Source organism: Variovorax sp. NFACC27, assembly GCF_048301545.1.
Classification (GTDB): Bacteria; Pseudomonadota; Gammaproteobacteria; order Burkholderiales; family Burkholderiaceae_C; genus Variovorax; species Variovorax gossypii.
The window spans coordinates 1,000,002-1,024,087 of the sequence record NZ_CP157613.1 but is presented as its reverse complement, the minus strand read 5'-3'; the positions used below and the strand labels follow the sequence as shown (position 1 = coordinate 1,024,087).

Annotated in this window: 22 protein-coding genes and 1 pseudogene; 14 read left to right on the top strand and 9 right to left on the bottom strand. The window is 60.7% G+C overall.

The window, feature by feature from the left end; all coding sequences use genetic code 11:
- Positions 1-29: 29 nt before the first annotated feature.
- The 4 genes from tnpC to ABL840_RS04680 form a co-directional block, all read right to left on the bottom strand.
- The gene (gene tnpC, locus ABL840_RS04695) at positions 30-1,505 is read right to left on the bottom strand and encodes an IS66 family transposase (protein ID WP_093299087.1); all 1,476 of its coding nucleotides are present in this window, start codon (positions 1,503-1,505) and stop codon (positions 30-32) included.
- Between the two features lie 70 nt (positions 1,506-1,575).
- Positions 1,576-1,917: an IS66 family insertion sequence element accessory protein TnpB gene (tnpB, locus tag ABL840_RS04690; protein ID WP_143042879.1), complete on the bottom strand. Its 342-nt coding sequence runs from the start codon at positions 1,915-1,917 to the stop codon at positions 1,576-1,578.
- Entirely contained in the window at positions 1,914-2,285 is a 372-nt protein-coding gene (gene tnpA / locus ABL840_RS04685; RefSeq protein WP_093299084.1) for an IS66-like element accessory protein TnpA, read from the bottom strand. Before tnpA ends, tnpB begins: the two co-directional genes overlap by 4 nt.
- Before the next feature lie 198 nt (positions 2,286-2,483).
- Positions 2,484-2,828: a helix-turn-helix domain-containing protein gene (locus ABL840_RS04680; protein ID WP_093299082.1), complete on the bottom strand. Its 345-nt coding sequence runs from the start codon at positions 2,826-2,828 to the stop codon at positions 2,484-2,486.
- A gap of 1,441 nt (positions 2,829-4,269) precedes the next feature.
- Between ABL840_RS04680 and ABL840_RS04675 the strand changes: the two genes are divergently transcribed.
- From ABL840_RS04675 to ABL840_RS04620, 12 genes are all read left to right on the top strand, one after another.
- The gene (locus tag ABL840_RS04675; protein WP_093299079.1) at positions 4,270-5,493 is read left to right on the top strand and encodes a porin; all 1,224 of its coding nucleotides are present in this window, start codon (positions 4,270-4,272) and stop codon (positions 5,491-5,493) included.
- Between the two features lie 102 nt (positions 5,494-5,595).
- The gene (locus ABL840_RS04670; protein WP_093299076.1) at positions 5,596-6,534 is read left to right on the top strand and encodes a LysR family transcriptional regulator; all 939 of its coding nucleotides are present in this window, start codon (positions 5,596-5,598) and stop codon (positions 6,532-6,534) included.
- Between the two features lie 688 nt (positions 6,535-7,222).
- Positions 7,223-8,773, top strand: a complete 1,551-nt coding sequence (locus tag ABL840_RS04665) for a phosphoethanolamine transferase (RefSeq protein ID WP_418116199.1) — start codon at positions 7,223-7,225, stop codon at positions 8,771-8,773.
- A gap of 33 nt (positions 8,774-8,806) precedes the next feature.
- On the top strand, positions 8,807-9,136 hold the full coding sequence (locus ABL840_RS04660; protein ID WP_418116198.1) for a double zinc ribbon domain-containing protein: 330 nt from the start codon (positions 8,807-8,809) through the stop codon (positions 9,134-9,136).
- Positions 9,137-9,247: 111 nt separating this feature from the next.
- Positions 9,248-9,580, top strand: a complete 333-nt coding sequence (locus ABL840_RS04655; protein WP_177246199.1) for a cobalt-zinc-cadmium resistance protein — start codon at positions 9,248-9,250, stop codon at positions 9,578-9,580.
- A gap of 92 nt (positions 9,581-9,672) precedes the next feature.
- The gene (locus ABL840_RS04650) at positions 9,673-10,992 is read left to right on the top strand and encodes a TolC family protein (RefSeq protein WP_093299066.1); all 1,320 of its coding nucleotides are present in this window, start codon (positions 9,673-9,675) and stop codon (positions 10,990-10,992) included.
- Positions 10,989-12,206 (top strand): efflux RND transporter periplasmic adaptor subunit, encoded by a 1,218-nt coding sequence (locus ABL840_RS04645; RefSeq protein ID WP_093299064.1) that lies wholly within the window; start codon positions 10,989-10,991, stop codon positions 12,204-12,206. Before ABL840_RS04650 ends, ABL840_RS04645 begins: the two co-directional genes overlap by 4 nt.
- 18 nt (positions 12,207-12,224) lie before the next feature.
- A complete protein-coding gene (locus tag ABL840_RS04640; RefSeq protein ID WP_093299061.1) occupies positions 12,225-15,350 on the top strand; it encodes an efflux RND transporter permease subunit in 3,126 nt (1,041 codons plus the stop codon).
- Positions 15,347-15,685 carry a P-II family nitrogen regulator gene (locus ABL840_RS04635; RefSeq protein WP_093299058.1) on the top strand — a complete coding sequence of 113 codons (339 nt, stop codon included), beginning with the start codon at positions 15,347-15,349 and terminating at the stop codon, positions 15,683-15,685. Before ABL840_RS04640 ends, ABL840_RS04635 begins: the two co-directional genes overlap by 4 nt.
- Before the next feature lie 10 nt (positions 15,686-15,695).
- The gene (locus ABL840_RS04630; RefSeq protein ID WP_143042877.1) at positions 15,696-16,181 is read left to right on the top strand and encodes a hypothetical protein; all 486 of its coding nucleotides are present in this window, start codon (positions 15,696-15,698) and stop codon (positions 16,179-16,181) included.
- An 8-nt stretch (positions 16,182-16,189) separates the two neighbouring features.
- Positions 16,190-17,101, top strand: a complete 912-nt coding sequence (locus tag ABL840_RS04625; RefSeq protein WP_093299056.1) for a cation diffusion facilitator family transporter — start codon at positions 16,190-16,192, stop codon at positions 17,099-17,101.
- A 45-nt stretch (positions 17,102-17,146) separates the two neighbouring features.
- On the top strand, positions 17,147-17,386 hold the full coding sequence (locus ABL840_RS04620; protein ID WP_143042876.1) for a hypothetical protein: 240 nt from the start codon (positions 17,147-17,149) through the stop codon (positions 17,384-17,386).
- A gap of 92 nt (positions 17,387-17,478) precedes the next feature.
- Here ABL840_RS04620 and ABL840_RS04615 read toward each other — a convergent pair whose 3' ends face one another.
- From ABL840_RS04615 to ABL840_RS04605, 3 genes and pseudogenes are all read right to left on the bottom strand, one after another.
- The gene (locus tag ABL840_RS04615; protein WP_093299053.1) at positions 17,479-17,724 is read right to left on the bottom strand and encodes a hypothetical protein; all 246 of its coding nucleotides are present in this window, start codon (positions 17,722-17,724) and stop codon (positions 17,479-17,481) included.
- A 6-nt stretch (positions 17,725-17,730) separates the two neighbouring features.
- Entirely contained in the window at positions 17,731-18,312 is a 582-nt protein-coding gene (locus ABL840_RS04610) for a plasmid pRiA4b ORF-3 family protein (RefSeq protein WP_093299051.1), read from the bottom strand.
- Positions 18,313-18,314: 2 nt separating this feature from the next.
- Positions 18,315-18,482 (bottom strand): annotated as a pseudogene (locus ABL840_RS04605) (transposase domain-containing protein); the annotation flags it as partial.
- Positions 18,483-18,592: 110 nt separating this feature from the next.
- On the opposite strand from ABL840_RS04605, the gene istA reads away from it, so the two are divergent.
- Positions 18,593-20,104 (top strand): IS21 family transposase, encoded by a 1,512-nt coding sequence (gene istA / locus ABL840_RS04600; protein ID WP_027730572.1) that lies wholly within the window; start codon positions 18,593-18,595, stop codon positions 20,102-20,104.
- Positions 20,097-20,906 carry an IS21-like element helper ATPase IstB gene (istB, locus tag ABL840_RS04595; protein ID WP_027730573.1) on the top strand — a complete coding sequence of 270 codons (810 nt, stop codon included), beginning with the start codon at positions 20,097-20,099 and terminating at the stop codon, positions 20,904-20,906. The genes istA and istB overlap by 8 nt, the downstream gene beginning before the upstream one ends.
- A 212-nt stretch (positions 20,907-21,118) precedes the next feature.
- Here the strand turns inward: istB and ABL840_RS04590 are convergent, their stop codons facing one another.
- Together ABL840_RS04590 and merR are read right to left on the bottom strand one after the other, a co-directional pair.
- Positions 21,119-23,050 (bottom strand): cytochrome c/FTR1 family iron permease, encoded by a 1,932-nt coding sequence (locus tag ABL840_RS04590; protein ID WP_093299048.1) that lies wholly within the window; start codon positions 23,048-23,050, stop codon positions 21,119-21,121.
- Between the two features lie 577 nt (positions 23,051-23,627).
- The gene (gene merR / locus ABL840_RS04585) at positions 23,628-24,056 is read right to left on the bottom strand and encodes an Hg(II)-responsive transcriptional regulator (protein WP_176947364.1); all 429 of its coding nucleotides are present in this window, start codon (positions 24,054-24,056) and stop codon (positions 23,628-23,630) included.
- Positions 24,057-24,086: the final 30 nt, after the last annotated feature.

The following is a 24,086-nucleotide window of genomic DNA, read 5'->3' as shown; positions in this document are numbered from 1 at the left end:
CGCCGGGATCTGCCCTTTTGCCGATCTCGTCACGCGCGACTTCGCATAAAAGCGCACTTCGCATTACGGCGTCCCATGGCCCAGGGGCGGATTCGGTTTTCCAAGTGGTTGTTGTCCACCGGCACGTCGCCGTCGAGGAGGTTGCGCGTCAGCGCAGCCCAGGCATTCAGGCTGTAGCTCAAGGCCTTGGCCGTCGCCCCGCCATCGGGGACCCTGGCGCGCTCGAGCTGCAGCCACACATGCAGTTCCTCCCACAGAGGCCTGGTCACCGACTGACGCATGCGTAGACGGTCTTCGCCAGCGAGTTGTCCGAACTGGCGCTCCGCGCGGTAAATCGTCGCAATGCGCCTGAGCGCTTCGGTGGCCACGTCGCTGGTGCCGGACTTGCCCAGCTCGTGGAAGTGGCGCCTCGCATGAGCGAGACATCCAGCGGCAATGCGATCAGCGTGCGCTGCGACGACGTTGTCGTATGCCGAGTATTCGTCGCGCACCAGCGTGCCGCTCCAAGGCATGTGCGCGCCGAAGCCGTCGCTTCCCTGCAGGAAGGCAATGGGGTACTGGGCGCCGCGGCCCAGGCAGAACTCGTACACGACGCCCGGCAGTGGATCGAAGGCTCCCCTGGCATAGGCCCAGATGTAGGCCCTCCTCGTCTTTCCCCGGCCTGGGTCCAACATGGCAACAGGTGTCTCGTCGGCATGCAGCACCCTCGACTGCAGTACGAAGCGCTTGTGGGCGTCGTACAAGGGCTCCAGGGCCGCGCCAGCGCGCCCCGAGGTCTGTGCCAGCGTCGAGCGCGGCGTGTGCACACCGGAGCGCGCGTTGATGGTCTCCAGCCTGTAGTACGGCAGGTGGTCGACGAAGTGGCTGGTCAGCGTGTGCGCGATAAGACCGGCGGCCATGATGCCGCCGTCGATGATCTGCGGCACGGCCGGTTCCTGCACCAGGCACTGGCAGCAGCGGCAGGCCCACTTGCCGTAGATGTGGCGATGAACGAAGAACTCGGCCGGCACGATGTCCAGTTGTTCGCTAATGTCTTCGCCCACGCGCACCATCGGCCGGCCGCATTCGGGCAACGGGCAGTTCGTGTCATCGGGCTCATGGGGGTGATCTACCCGACGCAGATGTTCGGGCAGCTTCTGGCGGCGAGGCTTGCATGGAGGCTTGTCGCCTTCTTCCTGCGCCTGCTTGGCCGGCGACTTGGATTGCAGTTGCTCAAGCTGCGCCTGCAGGCTGGCTTCGTCCTCGGCCATCGTCTCTTCGAACAGGCGCCGCTGTTCGGCGTTCATGGCTTCGGTTCTAGCGTCGAACTTCCACGCCTTCAGGCGCGCCAGCTCGAACATCACCTTCTCCAGCTTGGCGTCCCTGAATTTGATCTCGTGCGCCTGGCGCTCAATGTGCTGGGCCTGCTGCTGGATGTGGGCCAACATCTGCTGCGCCAGCGCGGTAACGGTCTCGGGCGACAGACTGCTGAGGTCCGAGGCATTGAGATCGTGCAGGTGCTGCATACATCCATCATGCCGGCGATCACACGCACCTGCCATGCGGGGTAGCGCTGTCAACGCTCGCGCGCCGACTTCACAGCCGGGTGATGACGCGCATGTCCTCCAGGCGCTGCCAGGGCAGGCCCAACACCAGGGCGTCGAATTGCTCGCGCGTCAGCGTGAGCGGCGCACCGCTCGTCGAACCTTGAGCCGGCCACGCGAAGCCGCCGACGTTCAGCCGTCGAGCGGCACACCACACACCGAAGCCATCGTGCACCAGCAGCTTGATGCGCGTGTGCCGGGCGTTGGCAAACAAGTAGCCGTGATGTGCCTGCGCGGCGCCGAAGACCTTCACGACGCTTGCCAGCAGTCGTTCGGCGCCGGCGCGCATGTCCATGGGCTGCACGGCCAGCCACACCGCGTCGATGCGGATCACTTCAGCAACTCGCGCGTCCAGATGCCCAACTGCGCCGCCGCCTCCAGTGGCCAGTCCACGCTGATCACCACGGCGCCGCGCTTGATCTGCACCTGAATCTGCGTTGGGGATGCCGACACCGCCGACGCAACCGGTGGCAACATCATTGGAACGAACGTCGGCTCCTGCAGTGCGATGGCATCGGGCGTCTCCAACGATTCCCGTACCTTCTTGCGCCAGGAGTGCACCACGTTGGCATTGATGCCATGCGCCATCGCGACCTTCGCCACCGATGCGTTCGGCCTCTCACATTCGCTCAGCACTTGCTGCTTGAGCTCTTCACTGTACCGGCGCCGACGCACCTCTTGACCGTTTGCCATCATGTCCATCTATTCGTTCGTGGACACGATCGTTGCCGCCAGCGCCCGAGCGTTCAAGATGGGGCGGCCAGCCCCTTACGGCTCTCCTAATGAATTGGCCTGCTTAATTAAGGCAAGGGGGCGCCACGCATTTATCTCGTGCCACGACAGTCGCATCCAATGCAGGATTGGCCGAGCACCGCACCCAACGGGATTCGAAAGTGCCTTTTACCTTGAGACAGTCAGTTCCTGAAGCAAACACAAAACCCGCTTACGCCCGTCCCCCCCAAGAGCGTGGAAAAGTCGCAAAAGCTCCGCCTCGTCATCGTCAGCTGCCCAAAAATACGACAGCGGCACACCCAGCACCTGGGCCAAGCGCCTGGACATCAGCACATCAGGCATGTGCCTTCCACGTTCGTATTGGTTAATTCTTGCACTAGCGGAGAACGCATCCATGCCGGCCGCTACACCCAATCGCTCCTGCGAGAAGTTGCTACGCAACCGTGCTACCTTGAGTCGCCGAGAAAACAAAGGCAGCGCAGGGTCCACCTGAGTACCGCTCGCATGTGACATGCTTAGATATTTGTGGGTTTATATCCTCCTTTATACCAAATCCTCCTTCGTGCCCGACGTACAAATACTCTCATAGCGACACTCGCCGTGAAGCTCGCGGAGGTTTCAACAGATGCATTTACCGCCAAACGGACGTCTAAAAATTCAGCTTTCGAGTAGCCAGAAGTGAATCTCCAATCGGTTGTATCTGATTCTTCGTCGGATTGGATTTTGAAAACTGTAGCCGCCAAACGTCAATCCATGCGCAGGCTGGGCTGGCCGAACGTTGATAACGCATGCTCAGCCGCCCTCTCCTGCTGAATCAAGCTGGTTAAACAGCTGATTTTGGAGTACGCCTGCATCGATGCCTCATGAAGTCCTGTAAAACTTTTCCCACTTGCTGCGCCCCCACACGGTACCTGTGGCAGCCACTATCTCAATTTTCCGGTCCCTTGCCTACCCATCGGACGAGTTGCTCAAGACGCCCTGCATGGGCAGCACCACGAAGAACAGAATCTGCCCAGTCATGCAGCAAACTGAACGAGCGTGTTCACGCCTTTCTGGGGCGCCAGATCAATGGCGACCACCCGCCAGCGGCTTGGCGCGATCTGCACAGTGAAGACGTAAGTGGCTAGGCGCCGCGATGCGTGCCGTTGATAGTGACCGTTAGGGTGAGCGCTGGCGAGAACCGCCAGGAGCTCGGTCTGAAGGTCAGACCTCGAAGGCCTCGCCCTTCGCTCTTTGGACTGAGCTCTGGCATAGTTTGAGCCACCGCGGGCCGCGCAGAGTCAAGTTGGGTGACCTGCGATCGCCACGAGAGCTTCAAGGCGGTCGCTGCAAAAGTGCTAGGCCACCCGACAGCATTGCCCGGCAGTTGCCGCCCCCGTAGAGATCTCTAGCCGAACAACCGACACCCAAGTAACTGAGCCCCCCCCGTCGGCTGCCGTCACTCACAACCGTCAAGTGCGGGACACCATTTACTCACAGCAGGCAGGACCGCAGTCCAAGCTGTACGGCGCATCCAAAGGCCCTGTGCGATCGAGGAAAGTCGGGCAATCGCGCAGCGGGAACCAGGAGCCCAGGGGCCAGAACCGCCATGGCCGGGCTCGGCCCATTGTCGGCCGAGTTCCATGATCGGCCATACGGGGCGTTCGCCCAAGTGCCAGTCAAGTCGGAAGGCCCCCTCCAAAGCGGCGCGATACGCTACAAATCCTCGCGAGGCAGCACCAGAGCCCCCAGGCGAGGCGCTGCTCCACTTTCGCGAGCATGTCTCTAATGCACAACAAAAATGCAGGGCTTCCAAGATTTAGGGCGAATTGTTTTGCCCTGCCGCATCGGCTCTGGTGCAATAGCATCAACTTCCCAAAAGGAGGTTGGCCCGGGGTCCGGTGGGAGCACTAAGTGCCAGTCACGGTGAGCCCTTCGCACCGGAGCCCTATGTTTAACCTTGGAGAAACTTGCAATGAAAAAATCTCTAGTTGCTCTGGCTGCTCTGGCTGTTGCCGGTGTTGCCTCGGCTCAGTCGTCCGTCACGCTGTTTGGTGTGGTCGACGCGTCGATCAGCGGCTACTCGTCCACCTCGCGTGACCTGAACAGCGCCACCTTCCTGAATCCGTTCTACCTGAACAAGGGCAGCGTCAAGGTCAGCAGCCGTCAACTGGCCAGTGGCGCTTACAACTCCAGCCGTCTGGGCTTCCGTGGTACGGAAGACCTGGGTGGCGGCCTGGCCGCCAGCTTCTGGCTCGAAGCCCCGATCACCAATGACGACGGCGCAACCGGCGTGTCGACGTTCGCTCGTCGCTCGACCGTGAGCCTGTCGGGTGGTTTCGGTGAAGTTCGCCTGGGTCGTGATTACACCCCGACGTTCTGGAACGACACCGTGTTCGATCCGTTCGGCACTGTTGGCGTGGGCACCAACCTGATCTCGACGGCCAGCGGTTTCAACACCGCCGGCGGTGCGGGTGGCTTTGGTGGCAACCCGAACTACGTTCGCGCCAGCAACACCATCGGCTACTTCCTGCCCCCGAACCTGGGTGGCTTCTACGGCCAGGTCCAATACGGCTTCAGCGAGAAGACGAAGTACAGCCCTGGTACCGCTACGCCCAACGTCGCGAACAACTCGCGCACCGGCCGTTACGTCGGTGGCCGTTTCGGCTACGCCAATGGTCCTCTGGACGTCGCGCTGGCTTATGGCAGCAGCACCTCGGGTGACCAGTTCTACGCTGGCGTGACCAACAAGGTCAACACGCTGAACCTGGGTGCTTCGTATGACTTCGGTCCTGTGAAGCTGTTCGGTGAAGTGTCGCGCGTGAAGAACAAGGTTGACTATGAAGTGACCCCGTTCGTCGGCGCTACGCCTGATACCGATCTGACCGGCTACCTGCTGGGTGTGACCGTGCCCGTCGGTGCTGGCCTGATCCGCGCCGCTTACTCGTCGGTCAAGTACGACCTGAACCAGCCTGCAGTGCTGTTCCAGCCGCGTATCGCTGACCCGAAGGCCAACAAGCTGGCTATCGGCTATGTGCACAATCTGTCGAAGCGCACTGCTCTGTACGCTACCGTTGCTCGCGTGAGCAACAAGAACGGTGCAGCGCTGACCGTCGGTGGTCCGGCTTTCTTCTCCGGCGCTGGCTTCACCCCGAAGAGCTCGACCGGCTACGACTTCGGTATCCGTCACGCTTTCTAATTTGATGCTGGCGTAAGCCAGCTTCGAATCGAAAGACTGAAAGCCACCCAGCTTAGGCTAGGTGGCTTTTTACATTGTGAAATACGTCTGTTTGTAATTTGCATGGAAAATTTCTCTTTGGACGAAAATGGCAAAATCGATGCAAATTCAATTGATTTGAACGATTTGAGAATTTTCACATACGTGGCAATTCTTGGCAGCTTTTCCGCTGCCGCAGAGGAGCTCTGCATTCACAAATCGAGTGTGAGCAGAAGTATTGCCAGATTGGAAAAAATTCTAAATACGCCACTACTTCTACGTACAACCCGCAAGGTGCGACTTAGCAAAGCTGGCGCCGTCGTTAAAGAACGCGGGGCTGAAATGCTTCAGCGCATCGATGACACACTTGGTTATGTAGGATCGCTTCCGTTGAAACCGCAGGGACATTTGACGGTATGTGTTTCAACGGAATTATTTCTTACCACCGCCATGCGAAATCACATAGGATTTCAATTCTTAAATAGCTGCACGGGCGTGCAGCTACAATTAGACATTACCTCTGATGATTCGGCCTTAAAGGCAGAGACTACTGACATCGCGATCACCTCGCGTAGTCATCCTGGTTCATCCCAATTAACAAGCATGGACCACTGGCTATGCGCTTCACCAGAATACATTGAAAGAAGAGGTCGCCCCCTTTTTGCCTCAGACTTAGATCGACATGATTTTATTTTCAACAGCTCTGGCGAGATAAATTCAAACCCTTTGTCGGCCACCGGAAGTGCGGCTTCCAAGCCCTTGCATGCTCGAGCTACCACGAATGATGTGGAGATTTTTCAAGCTTTTGTTCTGCAGGGCTTGGGTATCGGCTGCTTTCCTGCATACATCTGCGAACCCTTGATGCTAGAGAATCTCTTGATACGAGTGCTTCCAGACATCATGCTACCTCAATTAGAGATACATATTTCTTATCCAAGCAGACGGGTGAGAGCCCCAGCCGTTCGCGCCTTCTCTCACATCCTCAAATCGAACCTGTCGCCAACTCCAAGCCCACGCCTTTAGATTTAGAAAACCTCAGGAGCAAGGAATTTTTTCCTGCAGCAAAAATTATCGATCCGATGTTGATTATTTTTTCGAATCTGATTTGATGCCTGCAGTTATTTAATTTTTCAGAGCCACGAGAAGCAACTCGGTCCGCGCAAGGCATCGTTTCAAACAACACCAGATTTTTGATTGCCATCAAAAATCCCCCAGGTCAGAGATCGGTGGAATCCAACAAGTCGGGTTTAATTTTGGCGGAAAAATAAACTTCCTTGCACCAAACGCCCTCGCCATTTCTCGTCACACATCCTCAATGACGGATTCACTCACCTTGGCACTCAAAAGCGAAGAGTTAGAAGAAAAAGTGACATTACTTGCTTCAACTCCTCAATTAAGCCAAAGGTTCCATGGCGTCCTGCCCTAGCGCTTCTACATCTATTACGCGCCTGTAATGTTGCAGTTCGGCGCTTGTTAGATGCGATTTCTAGAATCGCCCGCCACGACTGACGCGATTGGCAGCCGCCGCCTTCGATCCGCGTGAATGATTTCGACCATGCCAAATCTCCCCCCTCGACAGCCTTCCAGCGCCGACGCACCACTTACCTCCTTGCGGGTAACGAATGTGCCACTCTCCGCAACTTGGGCAAGCGTAGGCACTGCAAGTTGGATTGTTGGTGTAGACAACCTCAGCTTCTGGAGGACGTTCGCGTTGGCACAGGACGGCTTGAGTGCCACCACCGCAGCTTCGACGGTCGGGCTTGGGATCTTTCTTGTGCTGCTTTTCGCCGCAGTTCTGCGACCCTTCGTCGTTGGCAGGGCTGGGATTTTCCTGTTGTGCACACTGTTAGTCACCTCTGCCAGCGTATCGCACTACCTCGATGCCTGGGGCGTGCTCTTCGACAAGGGACTGGTTCGGAACATGATCGAAACGGACTCCCGTGAAGTCCGGGAGTTGCTATCATTTCCAGCGTTCGTCGATGTGCTTTGGCGGGGTATTTTTCCTGCGGCATTGCTGTGGTTCATCGGCATTCGCAATGACGGATGGAAGCAATCAGCAGTCCAGATGACACTGCTAGGTGTGGTTGCGGCCAGCGTCGCTAGCGCGTTGCTTGCCACGTCATATGGAACCTTGGCATCGACATTTCGGAACCATCGGGAACTCCGCTTCCAGCTTGTTCCGACGAACTACATCAATGCGGTATACGGCTACATCAAAGGCGAAGATACGACACCTACGGCGCTTCTTCAAGTAGCACCGGATGCGCGTCGTACCGAGACGCTCTCCGGGCGCCCTCTGGTGCTTGTCCTGATCGTAGGCGAAACCGCACGAGCGGCGAACTTTTCCCTGGGTGGCTATGCGCGTCAGACAAATACAGCCCTGGTTAACCGAGACATCCTGTACTTTCAGAATGTCGTCTCGTGTGGCACCGACACCGCGACATCGTTGCCTTGCATGTTCTCCGGGCTGGGTGCCGAGGACTTCTCCGTGCAGAAGGCGCGTGAGCGCGAAAATGTACTCGACGTCCTGCTGCGGACAGGTGTTTCGGTGCAATGGCTCGACAACAACTCCGGTTGCAAAGGAGTCTGTGCGCGAGTGCCGACCCGGCAGATGCCGACTTCAGGCATCAACGGCCTTTGCGGTGAGGACGCGTGCCTAGACGAAATTCTTACCCAGTCGCTGGAGGAGCGCCTGAGCGAGGTGACGCAGGACACGGCCATTGTTCTGCACCAGATGGGCAGTCACGGGCCTGCCTACTACCGGCGGTATCCAGCACCTGGCAAATTCCAGCCGACGTGCGATACGAATCGGATCCAGTCTTGCGACCGGCAAGCGCTCGTCAACACCTATGACAACACGATCGAGTACGCCAGCCAGAACATCGCTCGGATCGTGGAGGCCGCGCGCGCTCGCGCCCCCGCGATGGACATCGCGGTCCTCTACATCTCGGACCATGGTGAAAGCCTCGGCGAGCGAAACATCTATCTGCACGGGCTGCCGCCGATGCTTGCGCCCAGCGAGCAAACGCACGTTCCCATGCTCGCCTGGCTACCGGCTCAGACACAGCATCGCCTGAAATTGCCGATTTCATGCCTTGCTTCGGTTACCGGGCAGAAATATTCCCATGACAACCTGTTTTCAACATTGCTTGGGTTTTTCGGCGTCGCCACCGCGGCGTACCGAGCCGATCTGGACGTGTTGGCGATCGCGCGGGCGTCCCATGCATGCGGAAATACACCGCAGCGCTTGACCCTGAAGTGACTTCATGGTTTCCAATCACTTCATTCCACAGCAATGGGCGCTCCTGCCTTCCAAGGAATCATCATGAGCTTCTTCAGCGACATCTTTCGAAACCTGGCAAACGGTGGCCACGGCCAACGTGGGCATGGTCCGTCGAGCCGTTCGGGGCATCACGGTGGGCGGGAAAGTGGTTATCCGTACGGAGGAGCTGATGCGCGCGGCGGGCCGCCTTGCCGGTCGTGCGGAGCCCCGTTCCTTCCTGGCGCGAATTTTTGCGCGCAGTGCGGCGCAGCTCCTGCAGCAGCACGGGTCTGCTCTGGCTGCTCCACTGCCTTGGCGCCCGGAGCACGCTTCTGCGCAAAATGCGGTCAAGCGGCAGCGTAAGCTGCGATCCCGCGAGATCACCCGATCCCTGACCTGATTTTCGCAGCCAAGCCCATCGAAAAATCCAGCACCGTCGATACACTTGCCATCATGCGTACGTTCCTCCTAGCCATGCTTCTCGCGATCCTGCCGCTGCAGTTCGCGTGGGGTGCGGCCACGGGTTACTGCAGGCATGAGGCTGGCACCGGTGCCGCGCATTTTGGTCACCACGAGCACCAAGCCAACGCATCTTCGGGTGAAAAGAGCAAAGACCTGAAGCTGAAGACGCTCGCTGACAGCGACGACTGCATCGGTTGTCATGCCAGCGTTGTCCACATCGCTCCGCTTCCGTCTCTTCATTTCCTGGCCCCTGTCGGAGGATGGCCCCCAGCGCTCAGCCTTCCGACCTACCGTTCGCCAATTCCCATAGGGCTTGAACGCCCTGCACGAACGCTCGCCCTCTGATCGGCGAGCACGTTTTCTCTTTTCCTTTTTTTCCCACGACGACTGCTCGCCGAATCTCGCCTTTGGTTGTTTTTCAACGCTAGGAGATTTCGATGCGAATCAAGACGCTGGTCATTGCCAGTGCATTGGCTCTGGCCGCATGGCCCAGCCTCGCGCAAGTCGCGACCTCAGCCGCCCAAACTGCGCAGTCAGCACCCCTACGGCCGGTCCTTCAGGGATTGAGCCTGACGGAGGCATGGCGGCTGGCTGAAGAATCCAATCCGGCCTTGAGAGCCAAACGGGCCGAACTCGCTTCGGCGGAAGGTTCGCGCACCGATGCCAACGCCTTCCTGTACAACAATCCAGTCGTCTCTTTCGATGGCACACGTCGGACTGTCCCCCAGGAGGGGGCGTCGTCTGAACGGCGCCGCGAGTGGTCGAGCAGCGTCCAGCAGACCTTCGAGATCGCCGGCCAGCGAGGCTTTCGCCGCGAAGCTGCCGACGCAGCGCTGACGGCCCTGCAGGAAGAGATCGCCGAGACGCGCAGACAAGTTCGCGTCGAGGTGGCGCAGCTGTACTACCGCATCCTCGCCCTGCAACAACGGACCGAGCTCGAAGAGCAGGCGCTGGGTCTCTTCGAAAGTACCGCGGCAGCTGTACAAAAGCGACGGATCGCAGGCGAAGACACCAAGCTGGATTCCAACGTGGCCTCGGTCGAGGCCGAGCGTGCCCGCAACCAGCTGGCCGTCGCAAAGGAACAACTGCTAGACACTCGCGCTGAACTGGCTGCCAAGCTTCAACTCCGCCCTGAAAGCCTGCCCCAGGCGAGCGGCGAGCTCCGACCTGCGGCAAGCGCGGCCTACAGCCTCGAGTCCCTGCTGTCCCAGGTCGATAGCCAGCCCCGCCTCCAGGCCCTGCGTGCGCGGGAGGAGTCTGCACGGGCCAAGCTGAAGCTGGAGAGCGCCAGCCGCTATCCCGATCTCACTGTCGGCGTGGGCGTGGGACGTGAAGGTGCATCCGGCGCACGCGAACGGCTTACAACTGTTTCAGTCTCCGTGCCCCTACCGCTGTTCAAGCGCAATGCCGCTGGCATCGGACAAGCAAGCAGCGCGCTCACCCAAGCCGAGATCTCGCGCAGTGCGGGCGCTCGAGACGCGCAAGCGCAGGTGCAGGCGCTCTGGGCCAAGCTGGAGAGCCTGAGGGATCGCGTCACCAGGCTCCAAGAGCGCGTGCTTCCGGCGCTGCTCGATAACCAGCAGCTCTCGGTCAAGTCGCAGCGCGCTGGCCAGATCGGTCTTCTCGAGTTGATTGTGGTGAACAGGCAAGCCCTCGACGCACGCCGCGATCTCATCGACGCGCTCATCGACTATCAATCCACCCGTCTTGCACTGGAGCTGGCCGCCGGCTGGCCTCCAGAAGGAATCACGCCATGAAATTCAGTCCCACTCAAGTCGGTCAGAGCAGTACCGAACGCCCCGCTCTGACGAAGCTTGTCGCAGCGGTTTGCGCGGCCGTCGCATTGATTGCACTTTCCGGTTGCGGAGGCAGCAACGGTGCGGCAGAAAAGCCCGCTGCCGAAGAGAAAGCTGCCGAGAAAGAAGGCCTCAAGCTCACGAAGGAGGAAGCGGATCGCGCCGGCATCGTCCTGGAGGAACTCAAGGCACAGCCACTGGCTGACACCGTCACGGTGACAGCCACGATTCGCGCGAACCAGGATCGCATCGCGAGAATTGCGCCTCGCGTCGAAGGCCGCGTTGCCGGCGTTGCGGCAAGCCTTGGCGACAATGTTCGAGCCGGACAGTCGCTCGCGACCTTGGACAGCGTAGCCGTTGGCGAGGCATCGTCGGCGCTGAGCCAGGCACGGTCCGCTCAGCGAGTGGCTGACGCGGACTACAAGCGCGCGACTGCGTTGCAGGCAGAGGAAATCATCCCGCAGAAAGACTATTTGCGAGCCAAGGCAGAGCATGAAAAGGCAAGTGCCGCGCTTCGCGCCGCAGAGGACCACCTCCGGCTGCTCGGCGTTGCGTCGGGCCAAAGTGCAGGCGTGGCCTCCGTCTTTCCGCTGACTTCGCCGCTGGCAGGAACAATCATCGAGAAAAAAGCGGTCGTGGGTGGCTTGGCTGGCCCGAGCGACGCCTTGTTCGTTGTCGCGGACCTGTCGACGTTGTGGATCGAGGCCAACCTGGCCGAGGCCCAGTTGGCGAAGGTCCGCGTTGGTGCGAAAGCGACCGTCACGGTCGGCGCCTATCCCGGCGAGCGCTTTGAAGGACGAGTGACCTACGTTGCAAGCATCCTCGACAAGGAGACGCGTTCGATTCCGGCTCGCATCGAGGTGAAGAACGGCGACGGCCGCCTCAAGCCCGAGATGTTCGCGACCGCCACCATTGAAAGCCCCTCGCCGCAGTCGGCACCGAAGACTGACGTGCTGACGGTGCCAGACCAGGCCATCGTTCTCATGCAAGGCCAGCCCAACGTTTTCGTCTTTGAAAACGGTGCTTACGAACAGCGCGCCATCGATCCAGGCGACAGGCTCGGGAGCCGGACGGTGGTGAAGTCAGGCGTGAAGGCCGGCGAACAGGTGGTGAGTGCGGGAACCTATGCCCTCAAGGCACGCGTGCTGAAGTCGCAAATTGGCGATGCACATTGAGGAATCGAAAGTAACAACATGCTCAATGCACTCGTCGACGCGTCGCTTCGATACAAAGTACTCGTCCTGGTCTTCTTTGCCGTCTTGGTCGGACTCGGTGTTCAGGCATTTCGCAATGTCCCTGTCGATGCCTTCCCCGACGTTACCCCGGTTCAAGTCAATATCTATACAGAGTCCCCAGGCCTGGCCGCGGAGGACGTGGAAAAGCTGCTCACGACACCGATCGAAGGCGCCATGGCTGGCTTGCCGGGCGTCGAAGAAGTGCGCTCGGTCTCGCTCTTTGGCTTGTCTTACGTCGGCGTCTACTTCAAGGACGATGTTGACATCTATTTCGCTCGCCGCTTGGTGGGCGAGAAACTGCAGGAAGCAAAAGGGCGCCTGCCTCAAGGCTATGGCGAACCGGTGCTGGGTCCGAACAGCTCGGGTCTCGGCCAGGTTTTTTGGTACACCGTCGAGTCCGAAGACAAGAAGATGAGCACCATGGACCTTCGTACGCTCCATGACTGGACCGTGCGGCTGATCCTTCGTACGGCCCCCGGTGTTGACGACATCGTCTCGTGGGGCGGGGAACAGAAGCAGTTCCAGGTTCAGATCGATCCGCGAAAGCTCATCAAGTACAGCGTGAGCTTCAAGGAGGTGATGGAGCGGCTCACCGCCAACAACAAGCAGGTTGGCGGCCAATCGATCAATCTCGGCGCGGAACAGTTTCTGGTGCGCGGCCTCGGGCTGGTGGGAACCACAAAGGACATCGAGCAGATCGTCATCGCAGAGCGCAACGGCGCGCCTGTATATGTGCGGGACGTCGCTCAGGTCAAGGAGGCTCCCGCGCCCAGATTCGGCGCAGTGACACGAGACGGCAAGGAAGCCGTCTTGGGTATCGCATTGGCTCGGGTCAACGAAAACGCGAAGAACGTGGTGGATGCCGTCAAAGCCAAGTTGGCCGTGGCGCAAGCAGCGCTGCCGAAGGGCGTGACGCTGCAGCCGGTCTACGATCGCACCGAGTTGGTCAAGAAAGCCCTGAACACCGCGGAGAGTTCGCTGGTCGAAGGCGCGATCCTTGTCGCCGTGATTCTTTTCCTGTTCCTGGGCGAGTTTCGTTCGGCGATCGTGGTGGTGATCACGCTGCCAATGGCGATGTTGATCGCATTCATCCTGATGCAGCAGTTCGGTGTCTCGGCCAACCTGATGTCGCTTGCCGGCTTGGCGATCGGCACAGGGATGATGGTGGACGGCGCGGTCGTGATGGTCGAGAACGCATTCCGACTTCTGGCGCATGCGAAAGAATCCGGCAAGCCGATTCAGAAGACTCACCTCATCCTCGAAGCGGCCCGAGAGGTGGTCAACCCGATCGCATTCGCTATCCTGATCATCATCGTGGTTTTCCTGCCCTTGTTTTCGCTCACCGGGCTCGAGGGAAAGCTCTTCAAGCCGATGGCGTACACCATCACGTTCGCCATGGCAGGCTCGCTCCTGCTTTCGCTGACGTTGGTCCCAGTGCTCGCGGCGATGATCCTGAAGCCTAAAGAGGAGAAGGACACCTTCCTCGTTCGTCGCGCCAAGCGGATCTACCTTCCGCTGTTGGACTGGGCACTTGAGCGCAAGCGCTTAGTCGTCGGTTCGGCGATCGTCCTACTGCTCGCCTCGCTGGCGCTGTTCCCGTTCCTGGGCAAGGAGTTCATGCCCCAGCTCCAGGAAGGAACGATCCAGTTCCGGGTTACGGGCATTCCCTCTACGTCATTGGACGAGTCCATCCGCGTCTCCAACGAGGTGAGTGCGGCCTTGCGCAAGCAATTTCCCCAAGTCAGATCCGTGCTTGCAACCATCGGCCGCGCCGAAGGCGGCGAGACGACGGACGTGAACTACATGGAGCTGAACCTGGACACCAAGCCGCCAGGGGAGTGGCCGGAGAAAATTTCCTACGGAAAACTCGCCTCGGACATGCAGGAGGCGCTCGAAAAAGTGGTGCCCACGGTTGTGTTCGGCGCGACCCAGCCGATCCAATCTCGTGTCGAAGAACTGATCTCTGGGGTGCGGGCCACGCTTGCGCTCAAGCTGTACGGGGAGGATCTGGCCACGCTCGACAGGCTCACCGGCAAGATTCAAGGCGTGCTCGGGAAGATCCCTGGTGTTGCGGACCTGTCGGCTGAAGCCAACAAGGGCAAGCCGCAGCTCATCATCAAGGTCAACCGGGACGCTGCGGCGCGCTATGGCATCAACGCAGACGAGATCCTTGAGGTCGTGCAATCCGGAATCGGCGGCAGTGCGGTCTCCACATTGATCGATGGCACCAAGCGCTTTGAAATCGCGGTTCGTCTCTCCGACGAGTTCCGGGTCAGCCCCGCGGCCATTGCCAGCATTCCGATCCGCACGGGAGGGGGGGCGCTGGTGCCTTTCTCGCAGGTCGCATCGATCGAGCTCGACGAGGGGTACTCTTTCATCCGACGTGAGTCGCTGCAGCGCTATTCAGTGCTCCAGATGGACGTCAAGGGCCGCGATGTCGACAGCTTCGTGAAAGAGGCGGATGCGCAGCTGAAGGCGCAAGTCGAGTTGCCAACCGGCTACTGGATCGAATGGGGCGGCTCCTTCGAGAATCAGCAGCGCGCGATGGCGAGGCTCGGGGTGATCGTTCCGTTGACCATCGGTCTGATTTTTATCCTTCTGTACACCGCCTTCAACTCTGTACGGCATGCGACGCTCATCATCGCCAACGTGCCATTCGCAATCATCGGCGGCATCGTCGGCTTGTTTGTCAGCGGGCAATACCTGTCGGTCCCGTCGGCGATCGGCTTCATCGCTGTCTTCGGCGTTGCCATGCTGAACGGCATTGTGATGGTGACGTTCCTGAACGACCTGAGACGACAGGGCTTGCCGATCCGGGAGGCGGTTCAACAGGGGGCCGCGCTGCGGCTGCGCCCCGTGCTGATGACCGCGTCTGTCGCGATCCTTGGCCTCATCCCGATGCTGCTGTCGACCGGCGTCGGCGCCGAGACGCAACGCCCGCTTGCAACGGTCGTGGTGGGTGGCCTCTTCACTTCGACCGCGTTGACGCTGCTGATCCTGCCCTTGATGTACGAGTGGGCGGAGCAGCGTGCCGAGAGGCGCAAGGCCAAGGCCGAAGAAATCGTAGAAGGAGAAACACCATGAAAGAGATCAAGGCATACGTCCACAGCAACAGGGTCGCGGCTGTGATTGCCGCATTGAAGGGGGCAAGCGCCTGGGGAGACGACGCACGCGGTCGCCTGCACAACCTTACCCTGTACGTCGTGAAGGGATCGTTGACGCCGCTTCACGAGGCTGAGCGTCGCTACTCCATTGAACTTGGCGACGAAGTGGTGAACGAGTACAAGCTCGAACTCCATTGCAATGATGACGATGTCGATGAGTTCGTGAAGGTCATCGCAGCCGCGGCCCATACTGGCCAGGCGGGTGCGGGGTGGATATACGTAATGGATGTCGGGTACGCGCAAGCGATCGCTTGATGGTGCCGTGATGAACAACTCCGATCCGCGCGCCCATTGTCTCGAGAGGGGTGGTGATCGCGCAGGCGCCTTGCGGGCCAGGCGACTGCTCGTGATGGCTGTGTTCGGCACGGGTTGCGCCGCAAGCTTGGGCGGCTGCGCGAACCTCATGGAGGACGCCGGTGCGTTCCGCGAAGGCTGGCGCACCGCAGAGGTGACCGAGGTGGCCTCCGCGCGTCAACTGCGAGGAGGCGGCCGGACCGATTGCCGACAGACGGCAAGCCAACAACAATTTGCGATGTCGCGCTTCGCTCGCTTGTCGTACCGCTCCGGCGGGTCCAAGCACTCACATGTTGTCATGGTGAGCGACGGCCACCCCGTCACCGTAGGCGATGTCGTCTTCACCAATGTGATTCGTTGCGGAACCCCCTTGGAAGTTCGATCAAGGCCAACGGCCGATGCGATCAAGACCGGGAGCACGAGCGGCCCTGGCCGGCTTCCCAGCCCCAATCTTTGAAAGCGATCATGGCATCCGGAAACTCTCACTCGCATGTACAGGCCGTATCCGGCCCTGGTCACGAGCGATCCCTGTGGATTGCCCTGGCCCTTACGACGACGTTCATGGTCGCGGAGGTGATCGGAGGACTCGTCACCGGAAGCCTCGCGCTGATCTCAGACGCGGCGCATATGTTCACCGACACGGTGGCGCTGGCTATTTCGCTCGCAGCGATCCAAATCGGTAAGCGCGTAGTAGATACCAAGCGGACCTTCGGCTACTACCGGTTCGAGATCCTAGCGGCGGCGTTCAATGCCCTCCTGCTCTTCGGCGTTGCCATCTACATCCTCTATGAAGCCTGGCAACGGATGCGTGCGCCGCAAACGGTCGACTCCATCCCGATGCTGATCATTGCGGCACTAGGTCTCGTCGTAAACCTCGTGAGCATGAGATTGCTCTCGTCGGGCAAAGATCGAAGCCTCAATGTCAAGGGCGCCTACCTGGAGGTCTGGAGCGACATGCTCGGGTCGATGGGAGTGATTGTGGGGGCTGTCGTGATCTGGCTCACAGACTGGACTTGGGTCGATTCGATTATCGCCGTCGCGATTGGATTCTGGGTGTTGCCGCGAACTTGGCTGCTGCTGCGAGACAGCATGAATATTCTTCTCGAGGGTGCGCCGGACGATGTCGATGTTGAAGAGATCGGAAAGGCGCTGTGCGAATTGCCCGGGGTCGATTCCATTCACGAACTGCACGTCTGGGCTATCTCCAGCGGCAAGGTGAGCTTGAGCGTTCATCTAGTCAGCGCGATCGGTGACTTCGACAGTCTCGTGGCTGAGGGGACCCGCGTCCTCGCGGAGCGCTTTGATATACATCACTCGACGATCCAACCCGAACGCGTTCCATGCGGTCAGGCGTCGGAAACACATCGTTTCGAGTGATCTTCCATACCCGAACCATTCTGAGTTCGACGGAAAGGAACGGCCGTGCACCGCACCACAATCGACGACGGATCGCATTTTTTCATGATGCTGGGCCTGTACATCAGCATCCTCGTCATCGGCGCTGTAATCTTTCTTCTAGTTCGATGGTGGAAAGATCGCCGCGACTATCCAGCGGCACATCGCCGCCCCCAAACAAAAAGCTTGCTCGATCGACTTTCGGGCCGTGACGCCAAGACGAAAAGCACGGCGGCTCACAAGAGCCACGGGAAACCCAAGAAATAGTGCTCGGTGTTCATCGATAGATGAACTCCTGATCGCGGAAAGAAAGTAAGCGTCGTCTCAAGACCCCTCTTGACGCTGGATCGACGGAGGAACTACAGCAGGTCGCTCTCGCCGTCGTTGACCTCGTCGACGAACGTGTCATTTGACCAAGCCAGGCCGATGGCCTTGTCCAGGCGTTTGAGCAGGACGTTGAGGCTCTCACCATCGCGACGCACAAGCATGGCCAGGCAGTTGCTGCCATCGGCGGCTGTGGCGACGCACTCGTGCGGCGGCAGCGCACCGATTGTGATCTCGCCGCCGTCCTCGATCAGGGCCTCGATGTAGTTCGTCCGAGCCATTGCCGCTCAGACCTTGACCTCGGCGAGTCGGTCGTTGATCTCGATGGTGTCGAAGGCCAAGGGGTCCCAGGTATCGGTACCGATCCATTCGAGCAGATCATCGTGCTCGGGATCGTCAGGGTTCGCCATGGCCCGCACGAACTGCGCATAACCCGGCACGCCTCCGCAATCCTCCGGCGGCGTTGCACAGGCACCGCCGGCACAGAACGGGAGCACGAACTCCGGAATCGGTGCGATCTTCTTCTCGACCTTGATGCGGTGGTCCCAGTAGTCCCCGAAGTCGTAGACGTAGCTCAGCGTCGACCGGTTCAGGGCGGTGGTCAGTCGCGTGCTCTCGCTGGTGATCGAGCCAGGATCGTCGTACATCGGATCTGGCGTGCCATAGCGCTCGCCGTCGCCAGCGATGAACTCGTGCAGATGCGAGTGGCCCCAGCCGAAGGCTGCCTGGATGACAACGTGCAGCTTGGCCAGGGTGATCGTGTCCGGCACCAGAACGCGGCGCCAGACCTTGGGCTTGGTGCCGCGCAATTCGATGTGCAACTGCAGGATCGCCGCTGGTGCCTTGATTCGTTGTACCTTGCTCGCCATGCTCAAGCTGCTTGTCGTTGGTCTTCGGCGTGTCGGCCGATGTTCCACGGCAGCAACTCGTCGATGCGGTTGATCGGATGGTCCGCGATGCGCCCGAGCACATCGCGCAGGTAAGCCTCGGGGTCGAGCCCGTTCAGCTTGGCGGTCTCTACGAGGCTATAGATGTTGGCGCCGACCGGAAACTGAGCCAGTTTTGCAGGTAGTGCCGAAGTAAAAGTGAGCCAGGTGTTCAACCTACCCTGCTGTTTATTTAAGCAGCGGGGTTCGAGGAGTGATCACCATGGACATGATTGGCAAGATCCGACGGCTGCACGCGAGGGACAAGCTGTCGGAGCGCGAGATAGCGCGCAGGACGGGACTGTCGCGCAACACGGTTTCCAAGTGGCTGCGCGCGCCGGTGAAGGAGGCGCCGAAGTACCGGCGCGATCCCCGCCCCAACAAGCTCAGCCCGTTTGAGGAAGCGCTGAAGCGGGCATTGACGGCCGATGCGCGACGGCCCAAGCATGAGCGGCGCACAGCACGTGCGCTGCACGCCGAGATCAAGGCGGCGGGCTACGACGGCGGTTACTCGGCCGTCACTGACTTCGTTCGAGCCTGGCGCCAGGGCGAGGGACAGGCGGTCAACGTCACCGCGTTCGTTCCACTGACCTTCGAGCTCGGCGAGGCCTTCCAATTCGATTGGAGCGAAGAAGGCCTGGTCGTCGGCGGCATCTACTACCGCATGCAGGTGTCGCACCTGAAGCTGTGTGCGAGCCGTGCGTTCTGGCTGGTGGCCTACCCGAGCCAAGGCCACGAGATGCTGTTCGACGCCCACACAAGATCGTTCGCAGCGCTGGGCGGTGTGGCGCGCCGTGGGATCTACGACAACATGCGCACCGCAGTGGACAAGGTTCACAAGGGCAAGGGCCGCACCGTCAATGCCCGCTTCGCAGTGATGTGCGCGCACTACCTGTACGACCCCGACTTCTGCAACGTGGCCTCGGGCTGGGAGAAGGGGCGTGTGGAGAAGAACGTGCAGGACAGCCGTCGGCGCATCTGGATCGAGGCGGGCCGGCGCCGCTTCGGCTCCTTCGTCGAACTCAACGCCTGGCTGGGCGAGCGATGCCGAGCGCTGTGGAACGAGGTGCGCCACCCCGAGCACAGCCAGTTCAGCGTGGCCGAGATGCTCGAGCACGAGCGTCCCCACCTGATGCCCATGCCTGAGCCCTTCGATGGCTACGTAGAGAAGCCAGCGCGGGTGTCGAGCACCTGCCTGGTGTCGGTGGCACGCAATCGCTACTCGGTGCCCTGCGAGCTGGCTGGGCAGATGGTCAGCACGCGGCTGTACCCGGGCAACGTCGTGGTGGTCGCAGAAGACGCGGCAGTGGCGCGCCACGAGCGCCTGAGCGCCTCTGGCGGCACCCGCTACGACTGGCAGCACTACATTCCGCTCATCCAGCGCAAGCCTGGTGCATTGAGGAACGGTGCGCCCTTCGCGGACATGCCCGAAGCGCTGCAGCAACTGCGCCGCGGCCTGCTGCGCCAGGCCGGTGGAGATCGCGTGATGGCCCAGGTGTTGGCCATCGTGCCGACGGCGGGGCTGGATGCGGTGATCGTGGCGGTCGAGCTGGCGCTGGAGAGTGGTCCGCCATCGGGCCGTGTCAGCGTGGAGCACGTCGTCAATGTGCTCGGGCGGCTCACCGCACCGGCAGCACCGCAGAGTGCGCAGACGGCGCTGCAGATCGTCACGCCACCGCTGGCCAACACGGCCCGCTACGACGGCTTGCGTGGACAGGAGGTGGACCATGCGTGACGTGACAGTCGAACTCAAGGCGTTGCGCCTGCACGGTATGGCCAGTGCCTGGTGCGATCTGGCGGAGCAAGGTGCCGCGTCCGGCTTGGATGCCTCGCGCTGGCTGGTCGAGCACCTGCTGCAGGCGGAGACCACAGACCGTTCGATGCGTTCGGTCCAGCACCAGATGAACTCGGCGCGCTTCCCCGTGCACCGGGATCTGGCCGGCTTCGACTTCGACGCGTCGGTGATCGACCAGAAGCTGGTCCACCAGCTCGCGATGCTGGAGTTCACCGAGGCCGCGCACAACGTGGTCTTGGTCGGTGGTCCAGGCACAGGCAAGACCCATCTGGCAACGGCTCTGGGCGTGTCGGGCATCGTGCGCCACGGCAAGCGCGTGCGGTTCTACTCGACGGTCGATCTGGTCAATGCACTGGAGCAAGAGAAGGCCCAGGGCAAGGCCGGGCGTATCGCGCTGAGCCTGCTGCGAATGGATCTGGTGATCCTGGACGAACTGGGCTACCTGCCGTTCAGCCAGGCCGGCGGCGCGCTGCTGTTCCACCTGCTGTCCAAGCTGTACGAGCACACCAGCGTGGTGATCACCACCAACCTGGACTTCGCCGAATGGTCGACGGTGTTCGGCGACGCGAAGATGACAACCGCCTTGCTCGACCGCCTCACGCACCACTGCCACATCGTGGAGACGGGCAACGAGAGCCATCGCTTCCTGCACAGCAGCGCCACTGCGAAGAAGCGCATCAAGGCCAGGGAGCAGACCCGCAAGACAGGCGCCAAGGCCGATCCAACCGACGCCACCGATTGACGACTACTGCTCGTAGCAAGGCGCTACGGGCTACGCCCTTCGCGCCTTATGAGTTCGATCACAAGAAGCGAAAGGAGGTCACAGAACAAGGCAAGACATACACTTATCCACAGTCGACCATTGCTGCGTCGGCTTCCACCCCTGGCTCACGATTCAAGCGGCGCGGTGGCTCAGTTCTACTTCGGCGCGGACAGCCCAGCCCACCCCCAAGGTCATGCAGCCTGCAATCGACGGCCCTTGTATGCGTTCATCGCGAAGCCCGAGACCGCAATCAGCAGAACGATGACCTGGGCCACCACGGTTTCGGCCGAGGGGTACATGCCCAGCAAGTCGATCCGGGGCGCCATGATCGGAGTCGCACCCAGCCAGCCAGCTTCCTGCAGCCCCGCGACGCCCTTACCGGCCAGGACAACGGCGAGCACAGCGACCAGGAACGAGCTGATGCTGAAGAATTTCCCGATCGGCATCCGAGCGCTAGTCCTGAGCATCACCCAGGCAAGGACGGCCAGGAGTGCGACGCCCAAGGCGAGACCGCCCAGCAGTGCATCGCCATTCCCATCGGCGGACAGGGCCGAGTAGAAAAGCACGGTCTCGAAGACCTCGCGGTATACCGCAATGAACGAAAGACCGAACAAGGCCCACGCCGAGCGCTTCGACATGGCCGAGGACAGCTTTTCCTTGAGGTAGGCCTGCCAACGGCCCGCAGCGCTCTTCTGGTGCATCCACAAGCCCACGCTCAGCAGCACGAGCGCGGCAAAGAGCGACGAGAGCCCTTCGGTCACCTCTCGGCTTGCCCCGCTGATGTTCACGAAATAAGTTGCCACCGCCCAAGTCAGACCGCCGGCGGCCAACGCCACGATCCAGCCGCCGTGCACGTAGCGCAGGACGTCCGGACGATTGGCCTTCTTCAGGAAGGCCACCATGCCGACAACGATCAACAGAGCCTCGAGCCCTTCTCTCAGCAAGATCGTCAGAGAGCCCAGGAAGGTGGTGAGCGGTGCGGCCGATTCCCCACCCAGCTCCTTTTCCACCTCGGCAAAGAGGTAGTCCAGCTTTTGAGCTGCGGCCTCGGCTTGAGCCAGCGTGCCGTTGGCAATGGCCGAGCGATAGGCCAGCATGCCGTTTTCCACTTCCGTCAGAAGCGCCTTGTTGCGCGCGCCCAGGGACGGCTCCAGCGGCTCGAAGCCATCAAGGTAGGCGGAGAGCGCCAGCCGCGTGGCCGTCGGCTTGTCGCCCTTGCGAATTGCGGCCAGGCTCTCGTCAAGGCGCGTGCGGGAAAGGGTCAACGCGCCGGCGTTCCCCGCCGCGGACGCCGCCTCGGGCTGGCTGCGCAGGAAGGCGGTCACATCTCGAGCCGCCTCAGGCCCGATCCGGGCGGCTGCTGCCACTTCGGTGACCGTGGTCACTGCGGCCAGGTCTGCGAATTCCTTGCGAGTTGCGGCATCTCGTTTCCACAGCTGCTCGCCTCGTTCGCGCATGCCAGCATCATGAGAAAGCGTGCCGGCAAAGAACGCCAGCGCCCACCGGTCCTCATCGGGCAGCCCAGCAAAACTCGGCATCGCCGTGCCGGTAACGCCCTGGGAGACGACTTGATAGAGCGCCATGAGACTTCGCGAGCGAGCACGTTCCCGGTCCGTGAAGGCGATCGGCGGTGGCTCCATTTTGGCTGCGAGTGGTCCATCGCCTCCGCCCGCAGTGCCGTGACAGGATGCGCATTGGGCTTGGAAGAGCGCCGCGCCTCGCTTGAGGTCTGGCAGGGCCTTCGGTGCCACGGGGATAGGATAGGCGGCCACCAGCAGCGCTTCCGCTTCATGCGCCAGGCGCGCGACCTCTGCGCTATCTGCCTTACCGGAAACGGCCGCCTGCAGTTTGGTGGCAGCAGTGACTACCGCTTCCTTGGAGGCATGCGCAGGAAGGCTGCGCGCCTGGGTCACCGCATTGGTGGTGAAATCTCGCATCTCCGCATATTCCGACTCGCTGACGATGGCGCCTTTGTCGACCGCACCACCGTAGTCCACGGCGACATAGTCCAGCAGCTGCCATAGCTGACGCGGCCCTTCAGCGGCTCCAGCAGCAGGGGTCTGCGCGGTGGCAGAGCCCATGAAACACAGTCCAACCCACAGAATCAACAACAAGCGCTTCATTCTTCAATCCGAAATAAGAACGACAAGCATTTTCGTTCAATAGTCCGAGCTTTTGCTTGAGGCCAATCCATTTGCCTCAAAGCTGCTTTCGACAAAGTTGTAACAGTGGCACCGGTCGGCCGGGAGTGACGGTTGGGGGGCAGGCTTGCACAGCTTTTTGCTTGATCCCTCAACTATCTCAACTATCGGAAGGTGGGCTGTCAAGCTGTGACAGGAGCGCACACGGTCGAACGATCACACGCTACTGAAACTCAAAAAGTGGACGAACGTTCGCGTTCGCCCGCTCGGAGACGGCAATGTCTCGAAAGGCATGTTAGTTGAGAGCATGCCAGCACCGCCGGCTGCGGCCCGACGCCACTTCGTTGTCGCGGGGCTTAGAACCCATGTCCTTGCTGTTGTCTCGCATGCCCTTCATCATGAAGAGCGTCGCACAGGCTGATGAGCACCATCAGGATCGGCGCACCTCGGCCCTTCGAGCGCTCAACTTCGGTTGGTCGATTGACACTTTGCCGCCGCTGGTTTGGCCTGATCTCGCCCCCCTGGGCACTCGGCACATCGAGCGCTTCTCTCGCTTGCCTCAGGCGGGCGGAGCCACAGCCTGCTCCTGCAGCGCGGAAATCAACGGACATGACACCGTGCCGTGACTCGCACAACAGTCGTCAACCAGCGTAGCCAGAACGAACTCGATGCGGCGGAGATCGGCCAGCTTGGAGCGCACATTGGCCAACTTCTCTTCCGCAACCTGACGCGCTTCATCGCAATGGGTGCCGTCATCCAATGCGAGCAAGCTGGATACCTCGTCAAGGCTGAAACCCAGGCTCTGGGCGGACTTGACGAACCGAACACGCGCCACGTCAGTCTCTCCGTAGCGCCGAATGCTCCCGTAGGGCCTGTCCGGCTGCGGCAGCAGGCCCTTGCGTTGGTAGAACCTGATTGTTTCCACGTTGACCCCGGCCGACTCGGCGAATGCGCCGATGGTCAGGGTGTTGTGCACCTGATTTGCCATACCGCTTGACTCCGTACTTGACTACGGAAG

Excerpts from the sequence above, each read along its gene's own strand:
- tnpC (WP_093299087.1), bottom strand. The coding sequence starts at position 1,505 with ATGCAGCACCTGCACGATCTCAATGCCTCGGACCTCAGCAGTCTGTCG.
- tnpA (WP_093299084.1), bottom strand. The coding sequence starts at position 2,285 with ATGGACATGATGGCAAACGGTCAAGAGGTGCGTCGGCGCCGGTACAGT.
- ABL840_RS04680 (WP_093299082.1), bottom strand. The coding sequence starts at position 2,828 with ATGTCACATGCGAGCGGTACTCAGGTGGACCCTGCGCTGCCTTTGTTT.
- ABL840_RS04675 (WP_093299079.1), top strand. The coding sequence starts at position 4,270 with ATGAAAAAATCTCTAGTTGCTCTGGCTGCTCTGGCTGTTGCCGGTGTT.
- ABL840_RS04670 (WP_093299076.1), top strand. The coding sequence starts at position 5,596 with ATGGAAAATTTCTCTTTGGACGAAAATGGCAAAATCGATGCAAATTCA.
- ABL840_RS04660 (WP_418116198.1), top strand. The coding sequence starts at position 8,807 with ATGGGCGCTCCTGCCTTCCAAGGAATCATCATGAGCTTCTTCAGCGAC.
- ABL840_RS04655 (WP_177246199.1), top strand. The coding sequence starts at position 9,248 with ATGCTTCTCGCGATCCTGCCGCTGCAGTTCGCGTGGGGTGCGGCCACG.
- ABL840_RS04650 (WP_093299066.1), top strand. The coding sequence starts at position 9,673 with ATGCGAATCAAGACGCTGGTCATTGCCAGTGCATTGGCTCTGGCCGCA.
- ABL840_RS04645 (WP_093299064.1), top strand. The coding sequence starts at position 10,989 with ATGAAATTCAGTCCCACTCAAGTCGGTCAGAGCAGTACCGAACGCCCC.
- ABL840_RS04640 (WP_093299061.1), top strand. The coding sequence starts at position 12,225 with ATGCTCAATGCACTCGTCGACGCGTCGCTTCGATACAAAGTACTCGTC.
- ABL840_RS04635 (WP_093299058.1), top strand. The coding sequence starts at position 15,347 with ATGAAAGAGATCAAGGCATACGTCCACAGCAACAGGGTCGCGGCTGTG.
- ABL840_RS04630 (WP_143042877.1), top strand. The coding sequence starts at position 15,696 with ATGAACAACTCCGATCCGCGCGCCCATTGTCTCGAGAGGGGTGGTGAT.
- ABL840_RS04625 (WP_093299056.1), top strand. The coding sequence starts at position 16,190 with ATGGCATCCGGAAACTCTCACTCGCATGTACAGGCCGTATCCGGCCCT.
- ABL840_RS04615 (WP_093299053.1), bottom strand. The coding sequence starts at position 17,724 with ATGGCTCGGACGAACTACATCGAGGCCCTGATCGAGGACGGCGGCGAG.
- ABL840_RS04610 (WP_093299051.1), bottom strand. The coding sequence starts at position 18,312 with ATGGCGAGCAAGGTACAACGAATCAAGGCACCAGCGGCGATCCTGCAG.
- istA (WP_027730572.1), top strand. The coding sequence starts at position 18,593 with ATGGACATGATTGGCAAGATCCGACGGCTGCACGCGAGGGACAAGCTG.
- istB (WP_027730573.1), top strand. The coding sequence starts at position 20,097 with ATGCGTGACGTGACAGTCGAACTCAAGGCGTTGCGCCTGCACGGTATG.
- ABL840_RS04590 (WP_093299048.1), bottom strand. The coding sequence starts at position 23,050 with ATGAAGCGCTTGTTGTTGATTCTGTGGGTTGGACTGTGTTTCATGGGC.
- merR (WP_176947364.1), bottom strand. The coding sequence starts at position 24,056 with ATGGCAAATCAGGTGCACAACACCCTGACCATCGGCGCATTCGCCGAG.